This window comes from Massilia sp. METH4 (assembly GCF_037094685.1).
Classification (GTDB): Bacteria; Pseudomonadota; Gammaproteobacteria; order Burkholderiales; family Burkholderiaceae_D; genus Rugamonas.
Map to the genome: position 1 here is coordinate 1,828,360 of NZ_CP146614.1, position 16,921 is coordinate 1,845,280.

At 63.2% G+C, this 16,921-nt stretch carries 12 protein-coding genes; 9 read left to right on the top strand and 3 right to left on the bottom strand.

Annotated features, from left to right (window positions below):
• Window positions 1-37: 37 nt before the first annotated feature.
• Entirely contained in the window at window positions 38-493 is a 456-nt protein-coding gene (locus tag V6Z91_RS08160; RefSeq protein ID WP_130186877.1) for an Lrp/AsnC ligand binding domain-containing protein, read from the bottom strand.
• 218 nt (window positions 494-711) lie between these two features.
• Here V6Z91_RS08160 and putA point away from each other — a divergent pair, with 218 nt between their 5' ends.
• Window positions 712-4,347, top strand: coding sequence for a trifunctional transcriptional regulator/proline dehydrogenase/L-glutamate gamma-semialdehyde dehydrogenase (gene putA / locus V6Z91_RS08165; RefSeq protein ID WP_338768994.1), 3,636 nt, complete (start codon window positions 712-714; stop codon window positions 4,345-4,347).
• Window positions 4,348-4,501: 154 nt separating this feature from the next.
• On the opposite strand, the gene V6Z91_RS08170 is transcribed toward putA, so the two are convergent.
• Window positions 4,502-5,260 carry a 5'-methylthioadenosine/adenosylhomocysteine nucleosidase gene (locus V6Z91_RS08170; protein ID WP_338768997.1) on the bottom strand — a complete coding sequence of 253 codons (759 nt, stop codon included), beginning with the start codon at window positions 5,258-5,260 and terminating at the stop codon, window positions 4,502-4,504.
• A gap of 761 nt (window positions 5,261-6,021) precedes the next feature.
• Here V6Z91_RS08170 and V6Z91_RS08175 point away from each other — a divergent pair.
• The 7 genes from V6Z91_RS08175 to V6Z91_RS08205 all read left to right on the top strand — a co-directional run bounded on the left by V6Z91_RS08175 (window position 6,022) and on the right by V6Z91_RS08205 (window position 14,699).
• On the top strand, window positions 6,022-7,071 hold the full coding sequence (locus tag V6Z91_RS08175) for a nitronate monooxygenase (RefSeq protein ID WP_338768999.1): 1,050 nt from the start codon (window positions 6,022-6,024) through the stop codon (window positions 7,069-7,071).
• Window positions 7,072-7,354: 283 nt separating this feature from the next.
• Complete coding sequence (locus V6Z91_RS08180; RefSeq protein ID WP_338769002.1) at window positions 7,355-8,128, top strand: ABC transporter ATP-binding protein; 774 nt, start codon at window positions 7,355-7,357, stop codon at window positions 8,126-8,128.
• Window positions 8,125-8,880, top strand: coding sequence for an ABC transporter ATP-binding protein (locus V6Z91_RS08185; protein ID WP_338769005.1), 756 nt, complete (start codon window positions 8,125-8,127; stop codon window positions 8,878-8,880). Before V6Z91_RS08180 ends, V6Z91_RS08185 begins: the two co-directional genes overlap by 4 nt.
• Before the next feature lie 234 nt (window positions 8,881-9,114).
• Entirely contained in the window at window positions 9,115-10,335 is a 1,221-nt protein-coding gene (locus tag V6Z91_RS08190) for an ABC transporter substrate-binding protein (protein ID WP_338769007.1), read from the top strand.
• A gap of 324 nt (window positions 10,336-10,659) precedes the next feature.
• Window positions 10,660-11,544, top strand: coding sequence for a branched-chain amino acid ABC transporter permease (locus V6Z91_RS08195; RefSeq protein WP_338769009.1), 885 nt, complete (start codon window positions 10,660-10,662; stop codon window positions 11,542-11,544).
• A 10-nt stretch (window positions 11,545-11,554) separates the two neighbouring features.
• The gene (locus tag V6Z91_RS08200) at window positions 11,555-12,529 is read left to right on the top strand and encodes a branched-chain amino acid ABC transporter permease (protein WP_338769011.1); all 975 of its coding nucleotides are present in this window, start codon (window positions 11,555-11,557) and stop codon (window positions 12,527-12,529) included.
• Between the two features lie 109 nt (window positions 12,530-12,638).
• Window positions 12,639-14,699 (top strand): 3-hydroxybutyrate oligomer hydrolase family protein, encoded by a 2,061-nt coding sequence (locus V6Z91_RS08205; RefSeq protein ID WP_338771766.1) that lies wholly within the window; start codon window positions 12,639-12,641, stop codon window positions 14,697-14,699.
• Between the two features lie 63 nt (window positions 14,700-14,762).
• Here the strand turns inward: V6Z91_RS08205 and V6Z91_RS08210 are convergent, their stop codons facing one another.
• Window positions 14,763-15,932, bottom strand: a complete 1,170-nt coding sequence (locus tag V6Z91_RS08210) for an iron-containing alcohol dehydrogenase (protein WP_338769013.1) — start codon at window positions 15,930-15,932, stop codon at window positions 14,763-14,765.
• Window positions 15,933-16,023: 91 nt separating this feature from the next.
• Here V6Z91_RS08210 and V6Z91_RS08215 point away from each other — a divergent pair, with 91 nt between their 5' ends.
• Window positions 16,024-16,788, top strand: coding sequence for a TSUP family transporter (locus tag V6Z91_RS08215; protein WP_338771768.1), 765 nt, complete (start codon window positions 16,024-16,026; stop codon window positions 16,786-16,788).
• Window positions 16,789-16,921 lie beyond the last annotated feature (133 nt).

Sequence of the window (16,921 nt, forward strand, 5' to 3'; positions counted from 1 at the left end):
CGTCTCCTCCGGCGCGGCGCCGGGAGACGGGCCGCGCTCATTTGATGGGCAACTTGCTGGTATTCTTCACTTCTTCCATTACCGCATAAGTATGGGTCTCGCGCACGCCTTTTTGCAACAAAGTTTTCCCCAGGAACTCACGATAGGCGGCCATGTCCTTCACGCGCGCCTTCACCAGGTAATCGAAGCCGCCGGCCACCATATGGCATTCGAGCACCTCGGGGATCAGTTGTACGCTATGCTTGAACGCGTCGAAGACTTCCGGCGTGGTCCGGTCCAGCACGACTTCGATGAAGACCAGCAGCGAGACGTCCAGCAATTGCGGGTTCAGCTGCGCCGTGTAGCCCAGGATATAGCCTGAATCGTGCAGCTTGCGCACGCGTTCCAGGCAGGCCGCCGGTGACAGGTTCACCCGCGCGGCCAGTTCCACATTGCTGATGCGCCCGTCGCTCTGCAGCTCCATCAGGATTTTCTTACTGATCTTGTCCAGCATTCGATATCCCCACTATTAATTTTATTTGGTTAAATTCTCTCATCAAAAATGTTGTATTGCTAGCCCCCGCGATTACCAGAATTAATCCAGAAGAATCCCGCATACAATCGAATCATTGGCAAGCGCCACCTTGACCGCCCACAGCACGCTCCGCAAACCAGCTTTGCCGAGCGTGTTTTGCTAGGTGGCAGCCTCAACCCTTGATCGAGATTCTTCCCATGAATGCCCCAGTTCCCTTCAGCGCCCTGCAGGCCGAAATCCTGCGCGACCCATCTCCGCTGCGCGCGGCGGTCACGGCAGCTTACCGGCGCGACGAGCGCACCGCCGTGCAGTGGTTGCTGGCCCAGGTTCGCGACCGCGGCCAGGAGACCACGCAGGAGGCGCAAGCCCTGGCGCGTCGCCTTGTGACGGCCGTGCGCGAAAAGCGCACCCGCGCCTCCGGCGTCGATGCGCTGATGCACCAGTTCTCGCTGTCCTCGGACGAGGGCGTGGCGCTGATGTGCCTTGCCGAAGCGTTGCTGCGCATTCCCGACCAGGCCACCGCCGACCGCCTGATCGCGGACAAGATCAGCAAGGGCGACTGGCGCAAGCACCTGGGCGAGTCGCCTTCGCTGTTCGTCAACGCCGCCACCTGGGGCTTGCTGGTGACGGGCAAGCTGGTCACTTCGTCCAGCGAGGAAAAACTGGGCTCGGCGATCACGCGGCTCATCGCCAAGGGCGGCGAACCGCTGATCCGCAAGGGCGTCGACCTGGCCATGCGCATGCTGGGCAACCAGTTCGTGACGGGCCAGACGATCGAGGAAGCCATCAGGAATGGCCGCGACAACGAGGCGCGCGGCTACCGTTATTCCTATGACATGCTGGGCGAGGCGGCGCTGACGGAGGCGGATGCGGCCAGCTACTACGCGTCGTACGAAAAGGCGATCCATGCGATCGGCCGGGCGTCGAACGGCCGCGGCATCCGTAATGGCCCCGGTATTTCCGTGAAACTGTCGGCGCTGCACCCGCGCTACAGCCGCGCCCAGCGCGAGCGCGTGATGGCCGAACTGTTGCCGCGGCTGCGCGCGCTGGTGTTGCTGGCCAAGGGCTACGACATCGGCCTGAACATCGACGCGGAAGAGGCCGACCGCCTGGAACTGTCGCTCGACCTGATGGAGGCGCTGGCACATGATCCAGACCTGGCCGGCTTCGACGGCATCGGCTTCGTCGTCCAGGCGTACCAGAAGCGTTGCCCGTTCGTCATCGATTACCTCGTCGACCTGGCGCGGCGCAGCGGGCGCAAGTTCATGATCCGCCTCGTGAAAGGCGCCTATTGGGATGCGGAAGTCAAGCGCGCCCAGGTGGAAGGCATGCCGGGCTATCCCGTGTATACCCGCAAGGTGTACACGGACGTATCGTACCTGGCGTGCGCGCAGCGCCTGTTGGCGGCCACGGACGTGATCTACCCGCAGTTCGCTACGCACAATGCGCAAACGCTGTCGACGATCTACACGTGGGCGAAGCGCGACGGCATCGACGCCTACGAATTCCAGTGCCTGCACGGCATGGGGGAGACGCTGTACGACCAGGTCGTGGGCAAGGACAAGCTGGACAAGGCCTGCCGCATCTACGCCCCGGTCGGCACCCATGAAACGCTGCTGGCCTACCTGGTGCGCCGCCTGCTCGAAAACGGCGCCAATTCCTCCTTCGTCAGCCAGATCGTCGACGAGGGCATTCCCGTCGATGCACTGATCCAGAATCCGCTCGACGTTGCCCGGCAGCTTGGCGGCGCGCCGCACGCGGCCATTCCACTGCCGCTCGACCTGTTCGGTGCCGAACGCAAGAACTCGGAAGGCCTCGACCTGTCGAACGAGGACGTGCTGCGCGAAGTGTCGAACGCGCTGGCGCAGCCGCGCACGTGGCAGGCGTCGCCGTTGCTGGCCATCCCGCCCGAAGCGGACCAGCCCGCCCAGCCTGTCATCAATCCCGCCCAGAAGGCCGACCTGGTCGGCCATGTGACGGAGGCGACCGCGGGGGACGTGGAGCGGGCGCTGGCCAGCGCCAGCGCGGCGGCGATGGACTGGCAGACGGTCGAGCCGTCGGCGCGCGCCGATGCGCTGATGCGGGCAGCCGACCTGTACGAGCACCACAAGCTCGAGCTGATGGCGCTGGCGATCCGCGAAGCGGGCAAGTCGCTGCCGAACGCCATTGCCGAGGTGCGCGAGGCCGTCGATTTCCTGCGCTACTACGCCCAGCAGGTGCGGCACGAGAAGAATGTGCTGGCGCTGGGTCCCGTGACCTGCATCAGCCCGTGGAATTTCCCGCTGGCGATCTTTACGGGGCAGGTGGCGGCGGCGTTGGCAGCCGGCAACGTGGTCCTGGCCAAGCCGGCCGAGCAGACGCCGCTGATCGCCCACCGCGCCGTCGAGTTGCTGCACGAAGCCGGCATCCCGCGCACCGCGCTGCAATACCTGCCGGGCCGCGGCGAAGTGGTCGGCGCCGGCCTGTGCAACGATGCGCGCGTCAAAGGCGTGATCTTCACGGGGTCGACGGAAGTGGCGCAGCTGATCAACCGCGTGCTCGCCAGGCGCGCCGTGGCGGAACATTGCGACATTGCGCTGATCGCCGAGACGGGCGGGCAGAACGCCATGATCGTCGATTCGTCGTCGCTGCCGGAGCAGGTGGTGCAGGATGCGATCTCGTCCGCGTTCGACAGTGCCGGCCAGCGCTGCTCCGCGCTGCGCGTGCTGTTCCTGCAGGACGATATCGCCGACAAGACGATCAAGATGCTGAAAGGGGCGATGAGCGAGCTGAAGATCGGCAGCCCGGACCGTCTGGTGACCGATATCGGCCCCGTCATCGATGCCGAGGCCCAGCAAAACCTGCTGGCGCACATCGAAAAGACGAAACGCACGTGCGTGGCGCACTTCTCGCTGGGCTTGCCGGGGGAGGCGGACGGCACCTTCGTGCCACCGACCGTCCTGGAAATCCGTTCCCTGGCCGAGCTGACGAAGGAAGTGTTCGGCCCCGTGATGCACGTCATCCGCTACCAGCGCAGCGAATTGCCGAAGGTAGTGGACCAGATCAATGCCAGCGGCTTCGGCCTCACCCTGGGCGTACATTCCCGCATCGACGAAACCATCGCCTACATCACGTCGCGCGCCCATGTGGGCAATATCTACGTGAACCGCAATATCGTCGGCGCCGTCGTCGGGGTGCAACCGTTTGGCGGAGAAGGGAAGTCGGGCACCGGACCGAAGGCGGGTGGCCCGCTGTACCTGAAGCGCTTGCAGCGCGCCGCCGCGCAGGCAGAAGCGCATGCGCGCCAGTCGTCGCCCAGCGTGGATGCGCTCGTCGTCTGGGCGAAGGCCAAGGGCAAGGAGCGCGCGGCGGCGCTGGCCGAGCAGTACGTGCGCGCGACGCCGCTCGGCACCGAGATCCAACTGCCTGGCCCGACCGGTGAACGCAATACCCTGCGCTACGAGGCGCGGGGCACGATCGCCTGTTTCGCCGATACGCAGGACGCACTGCTGAACCAGCTGGCCGCCGTGCTGGCGACGGGGAACCGGGCCGTGATCGTTGCCCACGCCACGTCCCTCGTGCCGGCCGACCTGCCGGCGGCGGTACAGGACCGGCTGGAAGTGGTCGGCAACCTGGAAGCGTTGAAGGACACGTTCCAGATCGCGCTGGTCGAGGCATCGATGTCGGCGCCGGTACGGGTGCCGCTGGCTGAACGGGACGGCGCGATCGTGTCCGTCATCGACACGACGCCGGAAAGCCCGATCCCGCTGTGGCGGCTGATCGCGGAGCGGGCATTGTGTGTCAACACGACGGCAGCCGGCGGCAACGCCAGCCTGATGACATTGGCGACGTAATCCGGCCCTCGACATGAAACATGGCGCTTCGGCGCCATCTTTTTTGCCTGAATGAAATGCGGATACGTCCAGGAAGCGTTTACAGCCCCTCCAGCGCGTTTCTAGAGACGAGTTCGTGTCCAGCCCCGTGACAGGCACCGGAGCCGGCAGGGGCTCATCTGGTGGCTCCCACAGGCTGCATGGCGCGGCAGAAGTGCTCGATGATGCCGAACGCATAGCGCGAGGCGACCGTTTTCACGAAATGCATGAAGTCGATGGCGGCATTTTCGTTGGCATTGTCCGAAATCGTGCGGATCACGGCGAAGGGGATGCCCAGCTCGAAACACACCTGCGCCACCGCGGCGCCTTCCATCTCCACCGCGAGCAGGCCCGGCAAGGCGTTTTTAAGGGCCGCCAGGCGCACGCCGTCGTTGATGAACTGGTCGCCACTACCGATGAGGCCGCGATGCAGCGTGGGGCCGTTCTCGCCTTCCAGGAAGCAGGTGGCCGCATGGGCGAGCCGGGAACTCATCTCCAGGTCGCTCGGCAGGTGGGCCAGCCCCGTCAGCGGCACTTCGAAGCGGGCAAACAGCGGCGACGCATCCATATCGTGCTGGACCAGCGATTCCGCGATCACGACATCGCCCACCCGCACGGCGTAGTCGGCACTGCCGGCAACGCCCGTGAACAGGATGTGGGTAACTCCGAACCTTTCCACAAGCGTTGCGGCAGTCATTGCCGCGGCGACCTTGCCGATCCGCGACAGCACGGCAACCGTCTCCACGTTCCACAGGCTGCCCACCGTGTAATCGCGCATGCCATGCGTGTGCCGGACAGGGTCTTGCATGGCCTGGATCACGCCTTCCTGCTCTTCCGCCAGGGCGGAGATGATGCCGAGCCGGGGTTTTTCGACCGTGGTTTGACTGTTGGTCATCGATTTCCAGGATACTGGACAGCGCTTTTTCGCTGCCGAAGCGCCGTTGGTTTACAAGAATAAGAATAAATATTTAAGCTGGTAGTAGATAGTAAACCAGGCAGGCATTGTGGATAAAGCTGTTAACATCCACAAAATCAGCGGTTTACCGGTTTCGCAACCAGTGGGACAAGGATTGTATCCGCGCCGGACGAGTTCTGGACAAAAAACCGGTCTGCCAGCACAAAGGCGGTTTACGCACATCCGATCCTGTGGATATGCAAGAGCTTATCCACAGAACCTGCAAAAAATCAGCAATTTACTCCTCTCCAGCCTGCTCTCAACACGAGGCCAGGGTGCTTCGGCTCCCTTTTTGCGAGCAAAAACCAGCATGCAGTGATCCAGCTCAGTACGCGACGAACGTCACGGAACGGTTTGCCTTCGGAATTGTCGTAGGTAGACCGACCTGATTTTTTTTTCTGGCGGCGTTTTGCTCGATGCCGTCTGTGGCTCCGTGGCGACGCGCGAACGTCGTCGGGTTTACAAGAATAAGTAGATATATAAGCTGATAGTGGTTGTTAACAGATGCGGGTTTCTGTGGATAAGCTGCTCAGCCCCTGAAAAATCAGCGGTTTACGTCTTGCACAACCACACTCGTAAACCTTGTATGGCCGAGGAACGGATTTTGGACAAAAATGGCGTTTCCCACATACCCGCGGTTTACGCACAAACGATGCCTGTGGATATCCATAAGCTTATCCACAAGCCTTTAGGAGACATTCATGGAGTTGCGGTCCCTGTTCAGTGGTGCCATTTCCCATCCGATCATCCAGGGCCCGATGGCCGGTGGGTGCACGACCCCCGCCCTGGTGGCTGCCGTGTCGAATGCCGGCGCCCTCGGCTCGCTGGCTTGTTCGTTGCTGCCGCCGGACACCATCCGCCGCCAGGTGGCCGAGATCCGGCAACTCACCGCCAAGCCTTTCCTGCTGAATTTCTTTGTCCAGGAAATACCCCGCCCCAGCGGCGAAGAGGTGGCACACGCGGTGGAACTGCTCAAGCCGATCTGGTCATCGCTCGGGTGGAACGAGCTGGCGCTGCCGTTCAAATGGTGCGAAGACTTTTCCGCCCAGTTCGCGGCGCTGCTGGAACTGAAACCCGCCGCGGCCAGCTTCACGTTCGACATTCTTTCGGCCGACCAGGTGCGGCAGTTGCACGATGCCGGCATTCTCGTGATCGGTACCGCGACCCGGGTCGATGAAGCGCAGGCCTGGCAAGCGGTCGGCGCGGATGCGGTGATTGCCTCCGGCACGGAAGCGGGCGGCCATCGCGGAACCTTCATCGGCGACCAGCGCGATGCCACGCTGGACGCGATCGCCCTGCTGAAAGCGGTGGTGGCCGAGGTAACGATTCCGGTCATTTCGGCCGGCAATGTGATGACCGGGGCGGACATCCGCGAACGCATGGACCTCGGCGCGGCCGGCGTCCAGATGGGCACCGCGTTCATGGTGACGGACGAAGCGGGCATCCATCCCGCCTACAAGCAACGCTTGCAGATTGCCGGCTCTTCGCCGACCCGGCTGACGCGCGCCTTTTCGGGCCGTTACGCACGCGGTCTCGTCAACCGTTTCATGCGCGAGATGGAAGCGGTCGAAGACCAGGTGCCGGCTTATCCCGTGCAAAACGCCCTGACCGGGCCGATCCGGTTCGAGGCGGCCAAGCGCGGCGACACGGAACTGATGTCGCTGTGGTGCGGCACCGGTGTTGGGCGGACGCGACGAATGAGTGCGGCGCGCCTGGTGCAGACGCTCGTCGAGGAAATAGCAAAGCAGTAATTCTTTAAGGAAACTTTTCCATCGCTTGCGGGATTCCGTCCTGCACAAAATTCGGCTGGGGCGCCGCATAAAAGGACCATAAATGGGCGAAAAAGAAGACCGAAGAAACATGCAGGATGCAATTGACCGAAGTTATTGATGTTGCGCAGCGCACAAATCTCGTTCGGTCTGATAGCAGTTATGCAAAAGTTTATGGTAGTTATACGGTATTGTTTGGCAAATTTGATGTGGGTATGATCGACGCAAAATTTAGCAGTATGTAAAGAATCCTCGGGGAGACGCGATGTCAAACTTCATCTTGGAAACAAGGAATTTGACCAAGGAGTTCAAGGGTTTCACAGCTGTTAACGACGTGAACCTGAAGGTTCAACGGGGTCATATCCATGCCCTGATCGGCCCGAACGGGGCCGGCAAGACGACCTGCTTCAACCTGCTGACCAAGTTCCTGGTGCCGACTTCCGGCCAGATCCTGTTCAATGGCCGCGACATCACATCGGCCAAGCCGGCCGGTATCGCCCGAATGGGCGTGATCCGGTCGTTCCAGATTTCCGCCGTGTTTCCCCACCTGACGGTGCTGCAGAACGTGCGGATCGGCCTGCAGCGCCAGCTCGGCAACACGTTCCACTTCTGGCGCAGCGAACGCACATTGGATCGGTTGAACGGCCGCGCCATGGAACTCCTGGCCGAGGTCGATCTCACCCAATTCGCGGACACGATCACGGCGGACATGCCATACGGCCGCAAGCGCGCGCTGGAAATCGCCACCACGCTGGCGATGGAACCGGAACTGATGCTGCTGGACGAACCCACGCAGGGCATGGGCCACGAGGACGTGCACCGCGTTACGGAGTTGATCAGGAAGGTGTCGAACGGCCGCACGATCCTGATGGTGGAACACAATATGAGCGTGGTGTCCGGCATCTGCGACCGGATCTCGGTGTTGCAGCGAGGCGCCATGCTGGCCGAGGGCACGTACGCCGAGGTGTCGAAGAATCCCCAGGTCATGGAGGCTTACATGGGCACGGAAGCAACCGAACTGGTAGGAGCGCACGGATGAACGCGCCGGCCACCTCGAACGTCCACCTGCCGGCCAGCGAGCCGGCGCGGGTGGCGCTGGAAATCGCCGACCTGCAAGCCTGGTACGGCGAATCGCACATCCTGCACAACGTGAACATCACGGTGGGGCAGGGCGAAGTCGTCACGCTGCTGGGCCGCAACGGAGCCGGCCGCACCACCACGCTGCGCGCGATCATGGGGCTCACCGGTGCGCGCAAGGGCTCGATCCGCATCAACGGCAAGGAGGCGATCAACCTCGCCACGCACCGGATCGCCCACCTGGGCGTCGGCTATTGCCCGGAAGAGCGGGGCATCTTTTCCTCGCTGTCGACCGAGGAAAACTTGCTGCTGCCGCCGCCCCTGAAGACCGATGCAAAAGGCATGACCGTCGAGGAAATCTACGAGATGTTCCCGAACCTCAAGGAACGCCGCCACAGCCAGGGCACACGCCTGTCCGGCGGCGAGCAGCAGATGCTGGCCGTGGCGCGCATCCTGCGCACGGGCGCGCGCCTGCTGCTGCTCGATGAAATCTCCGAAGGGTTGGCGCCCGTCATCGTCCAGGGCCTCGCGCGCATGATTCGCACACTGAAAGCGAAGGGCTACACCATTGTCATGGTGGAGCAGAACTTCCGCTTCGCGGCGCCGCTGGCGGACCGGTTCTACGTGATGGAACACGGCCAGATCGTCGAGACGTTCGCGGCGTCCGAATTGAACGCCAAGATGCCGGTGCTCACCGAGCTCCTTGGCGTCTAGGGAAGCGCTGATTTATTGCTGGTGGATGAGATTGGTCTGAAAAACGTGTCCAGCAAGACGCAAATGTCCCGCCATACAAAGGTATGGCGGGACATTTGTGGCGCAGCTGGGCGCGTTTTCTCAGGGCCAAGATCGCCGCCATGAATCAATCAGCGCTTCCCTGGCAGATAGCCAGGCAGGGAAGTCCGCCGCCACTTCCGGCGGCGCCATAAAACCGAGTGAATGGAGACGATTATGAAGACGATTACGAAGCGCAAAGCCATCGCCACCGCCGCCACCGCCATCTGCGCCATCGGCCTGTCCAGTGCCGCGTCCGCCCAGGTTTCCGGCGATACGATCAAGATCGGTTTCATCACCGACATGTCCGGCCTGTACACGGACATCGACGGCGCCGGTGGCGCCGAAGCGATCAAGATGGCGATCGCCGATGCAGGCACCGTCATCGCCGGCAAGAAAGTGGAATTCATCTCCGCGGACCACCAGAACAAGGCCGACATCGCCGCCTCGAAGGCGCGCGAATGGTTCGACCAGCAGGGCGTGGACATGCTGATCGGCGGCACCAACTCGGGCGCCAACCTGGCCATGGCGAAAGTGGCGGCCGAGAAGAAGAAGATCTTCGTCTCGATCGGCGCCGGTTCCTCGCGCCTGACGAACGAGGAATGCACGCCGTACACGATTCATTATGCCTACGACACGGTGGCGCTGGCCCGCGGCACCGGCGGAGCGATCGTCAAGCAGGGCGGCAAGGACTGGTATTTCATGACGGCCGACTACGCGTTCGGCCAGTCGCTCGAAGCGGACACGGCGGCCGTCGTGAAGACGGGTGGCGGGCGCGTGCTGGGTTCGGTGAAGCATCCGCTGTCGGCATCGGATTTCTCGTCGTTCCTGTTGCAGGCGCAATCGTCGAAGGCGCAGATCCTCGGGCTGGCGAACGCCGGCGGCGACGCGATCAACTCCATCAAGGCGGCCAACGAATTCGGCATCACGAAGAAGATGAAGCTGGCCGGCCTGCTGATCTTCATCAACGATATCCACTCGCTGGGTCTGAACACCACGCAGGGCATGTACCTGACCGATGGCTGGTACTGGGACCTGAATGCCGACACCCGCGCATGGTCCAAGCGCTACTTCGCCAAGATGAAGAAGGAGCCGTCCATGTTGCAGGCGGCCGACTATTCGGCGGCGGCGAACTACCTGAAGGCGGTGAAAGCGCTGGGCACCGACGATTCCGACAAGGTGATGGCCTACCTGAAGAAGACCCCGATCAACGACATGTTCGCCAAGAACGGCGTGATCCGTCCGGACGGCCGCATGGTGCACGACATGTACCTGATGGAAGTGAAAAAGCCAAACGAGTCGAAGTATCCGTGGGATTACTACAAGGTCGTGGCCACGATTCCCGGCGAGCAAGCCTATATGACGAAGGCCGAGAGCAAGTGCGCGCTGTGGAAATAAGTCCGTTTTCCTGAGCCGCCGGCCGGTTTCACCGGCCATCGGGAGCAGGGCGGGCGACGCTGGGCCACGACCGCACGGGCTTCGACCGATGCCCGCCGTCATTGCGTCGCGACGCCTCTCTCGTTCGTTGTTCGTGCGTTGTCACATGAACCGTCGCAGGAACCGTCGCATGGGCGTTCGTGCCCGTCACGGCCGCATGCCCGCATGCGGGGCCGTGGCCGGGGCGTTCGACCAGCGATGTCCGGCACGGCGTCCGCAGTGATTTCTCGCAGTGAATTCTTATTTGTACCACCAACCGTTACCACTATCGAGGAGACGAAGGCCATGGAAATTTTCGGCGTTCCCCTGCCAGCCATGATGAGCCAGCTGCTGCTGGGGCTCGTCAACGGCTCGTTCTACGCGATGCTGTCGCTCGGCCTGGCCATCATCTTCGGCCTCTTGAACGTCATCAATTTCTCGCACGGCGCGATGTACATGATGGGCGCGTTCCTCGCCTGGATGGGCATGTCCTACCTGGGCATGAGCTACTGGACGATGCTGATCGCGGCCCCCATCATCGTGGGCCTGCTCGGCATCGTCATCGAAAAAACGATGCTGCGCTGGCTGTACAAGCTGGACCACCTGTACGGCCTGCTGCTGACCTTCGGCATCACGCTGCTGGTGGAAGGGATTTTCCGTTCGTTCTACGGCGTGTCCGGCCAGCCGTTCGATACCCCGGAACAGCTGCAGGGGGCGACCGACCTGGGCTTCATGATCCTGCCGAACTACCGCGGCTGGGTCGTCGTGGCCTCGCTGATCGTCTGCTTCGCCACCTGGTTCGTCATCGAGAAAACGCGGCTCGGCGCGTACCTGCGCGCCGGCACGGAAAACCCGAAACTGGTCGAAGCGTTCGGCATCAACGTCCCGCTGATGGTCACGCTCACCTATGGCTTCGGCGTTGCACTGGCCGGTTTCGCCGGCGTGCTGGCGGCGCCCATCATCCAGGTGTCCCCCCTGATGGGCTCCAACCTCATCATCGTCGTGTTCGCCGTGGTCGTGATCGGCGGCATGGGCTCCATCCTCGGCTCGATCGTGACGGGGCTCGGCCTGGGAGTCATCGAGGGCCTGACCCGGGTGTTCTACCCGGAATTTTCATCGACCGTGGTGTTCCTCGTGATGGTCATCGTGCTGCTGCTGCGTCCCGCCGGCCTGTTCGGCAAAGAAAAGTGAAAGGGCATCCATGAACAAGCAAATCGGCTACGGACTCCTGTTGCTGGCGGCGCTGGTGGCGCCCTTCGTCGGCTACCCGGTTTTCCTGATGAAATTGCTGTGCTTCGCGCTGTTCGCCAGCGCCTTCAACCTGCTGATCGGCTTTACCGGCCTGCTGTCGTTCGGCCACGCGGCGTTCTTCGGCACCGCCGGCTACGTGGCCGGCAACGCCCTGAAGAGCTGGGGCATGCCGTTCGAGCTTGGCATCGTGCTCGGGGTGCTCGCGGCCGCCCTGGTCGGCTTCGTGATCGGCGGGCTGGCGATCCGCCGGTCCGGCATCTATTTCTCGATGATCACGCTGGCGCTGGCGCAGATGGTGTACTTCGGCGCGCTGCGCTTTACCAATTTTACCGGCGGCGAGGATGGCTTGCAGGGCGTTCCGCGGGGCCGGCTGCTGGGCGCGGTCGAGCTGTCCAGCGACCTGACGCTGTACTACGTGGTGCTGGCTGTGTGCGTGGCCGCGTTCGCCCTGATCGTGCGCACGGTGCATTCGCCGTTCGGCCAGGTACTGAAGGCGATCAAGGAGAACGAACCGCGGGCAATCTCGCTTGGCTACGACGTGGACAAGTACAAGCTGATGGCGTTCGTGCTGTCCGCCGCACTGGCCGGCCTGGCCGGTGCGCTCAAGACCGTGGTGCTGGGCTTCGAGACGCTGACGGATGTGCACTGGACGATGTCCGGCCTCGTCATCCTGATGACCCTGGTCGGCGGCATGGGCACGCTGGCCGGCCCGCTGCTGGGCGCCGTCATCATTATCGTGCTGGAGAACAAGCTGGGCGACTTCGGCACGATGGTGGCCAGCGGCACCGGCATCGAATGGTTCAATACGCTGGGCGAAGCCGTCAGCATGGTAACCGGGCTGATCTTCGTTGCCTGCGTGTTGGCATTCCGGCGCGGCATTATCGGCGAGATCGTCGCCGCGCTCGGCAGGCGAAAACCTGCTTGAACCCCATGACGACGCCGGAATTTTCCGGCGTTGTTTTTTTCGTAGGAGATTTCACCCAGCAAGCTGCTTCATTCCTGACTGACTTTGATAGGGGTAACCGACCATGCAAATGAGGACTTCGAAGACCGCGATCGCCATTGCGGTGGCACTGTTGCTCGGCGCCTGTGGAGGCGACGATGACGACGACGAACCGGAAGTGTTGAACCAGAAGCCGGCGTACCTGGGCACGATCACGCAGACGAGTTACGACGGCACGACGGACGACCTGTTGACGGCAGGGCTGGGCGCCGCCGGCCTGGCCGCCGCCGCGCCGCCGGCCTACACCAATCCCGCCAGCCCGACGGCGCGTGAATTGCGGCGCAATGCCATCTTCTCGAATTACCGCGCCGTGCTCGATATCGCCGCCAACAGCGGCTACGGTACCCTGTACGGTCCGAACGTCAACGCGGCCGGACAGGCGACGACCGGCAGCGGCATGGTGGCGGGCACCGAATACCTGGCGTACGCGGACGATGGCTCGGGCCGGCAGAACGTCACCTTGATGGTGCAGGTACCGAACAGCTTCGACACTGTGAACCCGTGCATCGTGACGGGGACGTCGAGCGGGTCGCGCGGTATCTACGGCGCCATCGGCAGTTCCGGCGAGTGGGGCCTGAAGAACAATTGCGCGGTCGCATACGCGGACAAGGGCAGCGGTACCGGCCTGTATGCGTTCGAGGATGACAGCGTCAATCTGCAGAACGGTACGCGCGCGTCCCGCACGTCCGCCGGCAAGAATGCCCAGTTTGCGCCCGAGCTGACCGATGCGCAACGCACGGCGTTCGCCCAGCAATACCCCGGCCGCATCGCGTTCAAGCACGCGCACTCGCAGCAGAATCCGGAAAAGGACTGGGGCAGGATCACGCTGCAGGCCGTTGAATTCGCGTTTTACGTGCTCAACGAGAAGTACGGTGTCGTGGCACGGGATAACACCAGTCGGCTTGTCCGGTTCACGCCCGCCAATACGCTGACGATCGCCTCGTCGATCTCGAACGGCGCTGGCTCGGCACTGTTGGCCGCGGAACAGGATACGACCGGCCTCATCGATGCCGTGGCGGCCACGGAACCGCAGATCCAGCCGAACAGGACGACGGGCTATACGGTGCGGCAAGCCGGTGCGGTGGTGACAGCGCAGGGCAAGCCTTTGCTCGATTACTCGAGCTATGCCGCGTTGTATCAGCCGTGTATTGCCGGCAGCGCCGGCCGTTGCGCCTCGCTGGTACAGAAGGGACTGCTGTCCGGGAACGACCTGGCATCCCGGCAGGCCGACGCGCGTGCGCGCATGAAAGCGTATGGCTGGACGCCGGACGCGGAACCGCTGCAGGCAGCGCATGCGCTCACGAACATCCTCGTTGCCGTCACTTACGTGAACGCGTACGGCAGGTTCGCCGTCACGGACAATGTGTGCGGCTTCAGCTGGAGCCCCTTCGACGCGACGACCGGGGCGCCGGTGCCGTTTACGCCGGCGGCCTTGGCATCGAGCTTTGCCACGCAGAACGGTATCATCGGCGCGCCGATCTACGAGGCGTCGGCTGGTGGTGCCAAGGTCTACAGCATGGGCGTGTCGCCGTCGACCGGAATCGACGACCAGTCGCTGGACGGCTTCCTGTGCCTGCGTTCGCTGGCAACGGGGATCGACGCGGTGACCGGCGCGCCGCTGGCGGGAGACCTTGCCGCGCAGAGTGCGCGGGTGAGGGCGGGCATGGCGGAAGTGCAGGCCACCGGCAACCTGCGCGGCAAGCCGGCGCTGATCGTTTCCGGACGGGCCGATGCGCTGATCCCGGTGAACCATGCTTCGCGGGCTTACGTGGGATTGAACGCGGCGGTGGAAGGGGCGGCCAGCAAGCTGCGCTATGTTGAAGTAACGAATGCCAACCACTTCGACAATTTCACCAACGCGCTGCCGAACGTGATCGTGCCCTTGCACGTCTACCTGTTCCGGGCACTTGACGCGGTGTACGCGAACCTGAAGAACAGCCAGACGGCACTGCCGCCGTCACAGGTCGTACACACCGTCACGCGGGCCAGCAACGCGGTACCGATCACGGTGGCGAACGTGCCGCCGATCTCCGCATCCCCAGGAAACAATGCCATCACGGTCACCGGGACCACCGTGAACGTGCCGGATTGATTCCTCCAGCACAAGGCGAAGCGGACCGGGCGGTCCGCTTTTTCATGCCCGGCGGCGTCGCATTTACAGCGCTGCCGCGTAGATCGCCCTGGCATCGTCCCGCGTCACCTCGCGTGGGTTGTTGCCCAACAGGCGGGTTTGCAGCATCGCGGCATCGGCGAGAGTATCCAGGTCGGCCTCGGTAATGCCGACGTCGCGCAGCGTGCGTTCGATACCGGCGCGGGCGGCGAGCTGTTCCATCGCGAGCACGAATGCCTCGGACCGCGCTTCGTCCGTGCCTTGCGCATGTGGTGCGACGATGGCCGCCAGCTCGGCGTAATGCCCGGCGGCGGCCGGCGCATTGAAGCGCAGGACATGGGGCAGTACCAGCGCATTCGACAGGCCATGTGGCACATGAAAAATGCCGCCGATTGGATAGGCGAGGGCATGCACGGCGGCGACAGGTGCGTTCGCGAAAGCCTGGCCTGCCAGCAGCGCACCGAGCAGCATGGCCTGTCGAGCGGCGAGGTTGGCCGCCCGGTCGTCCCCGCCGTCACAGGCGCGGGGCAGGTTGGCCGATAGCAGGCGCAGGGCTTCACGTGCGAGCACATCCGACAAGGGATTCTTCTTGTGTCGGCTCGTATACGCCTCGATCGCATGCACCATCGCGTCGATCCCCGTCGCGGCGGTCACGCGGGGCGGCAAGCCAAGCGTCAGTTCGGCATCGAGGATCGCGAGGTCGGCGTACAACTGCGGGGCCACCACTCCCATCTTCGTGGTGGCCCCGGTGGTGACGATGGCGATATTCGTTACCTCGGAGCCGGTGCCGGCAGTCGTGGGGATCTGCACCAGCGGCAGACGGCTGCCTTGCACATTGCCGATGCCGTATGCTTCCGCGAGTGGCTGGCCGGTGGCGGCCAGCACGGCGATGAGCTTCGCGACGTCCATCGAACTGCCCCCGCCGAGGCCGACCACCAGGTCCGTGTCGTGGTCGCGGGCGACCGCCACGGCTGCCTGCACAATGTGTTCGGGTGGATCGGCGATCACGTCGCTGTACGTTTTCACGTGAAAACCGGCGCGCTCCAGGCTGGTAATCGGCGGGCCGGCGAGGCCGGTGCGAAGGAAGCCGGCATCGGTCACGACGAGAGCACGGAGGGCATCCGGGAAATATTGGCGGACGTGTTCGCCCAGGCGCGCAGACGCGCCGGCTGCGGACACGATGTGGGGCACGGTGCTGAAAGAAAAATCGTTCATGGCATCTCCGTGAAACGTGGTCGCTCCAGCATACACCCGGACGATGGGCAATGTTCTTCCGTACAATATCGGGTTTACCGAAGGGGGCTCGATGCTGGATGTTGCGATTCTTGGGGTGGCCGCGTTCGCGGCCGGATTGGTCGACGCAGTGGTCGGTGGGGGAGGGCTGATTCAGATTCCCGTGCTGTTTTCCACCTTCGGCAGCACGGCGCCGGCGACCCTGCTGGGTACGAGCAAGCTGGCCGGCATTTTCGGGACGGCGGCCGCTGCCGTCAATTATGCTCGGCGCGTGTCGATTGCCTGGACGACGGCGGCACCGGCCGCCTTTGCAGCCTTCCTCTTTGCGTTCTTCGGCGCCTATACGGTCACCAAGATTCCCGCCGACTTCATGCGTACGCTGCTGCCGTTTGTGCTGATTGCGGTGGCGGTCTACACCTTCAAGCGCAAGGACCTGGGCAGTATCCATGCGCCGCTGCACAGTGGGTTAAAGGAGCGTTTGCTGGCCGTCGGGATCGGCGCGTGTATCGGTTTCTATGATGGCTTCTTCGGTCCCGGCACCGGCAGCTTCCTTGTCTTCCTGTTTGTCCGCCTGTTCGGCTTCGACTTCCTGGGCGCTTCGGCGGTCGCCAAGGTCGTCAATGTTGCGTGCAATTTGTCGGCGCTGATGTGGTTCGGTTACAGCGGTCATTTGCTGTGGCAGCTTGGCCTGATGATGGCGGTGTGCCAGGTGGCGGGGTCGCTGATCGGTACCAAGTTGGCGATGCGGCACGGTAGCGGGTTCGTGCGTCGTGTCTTTCTTGTCGTGGTCACGATCCTGATCGTCAAGACGTCGTGGGACGCATGGCAGCGCTGGTGATTGTTCCACGTGGAACAGTCGACGGTGTGATCGAAGCCCGGCCGATGCCGGGCTTTTGTTTCACGTGAAACACCCGCGCGGCAGCAATCTAGCTCAACAATCCTACGTTCCACGTGAAACATCGCCGGAATAT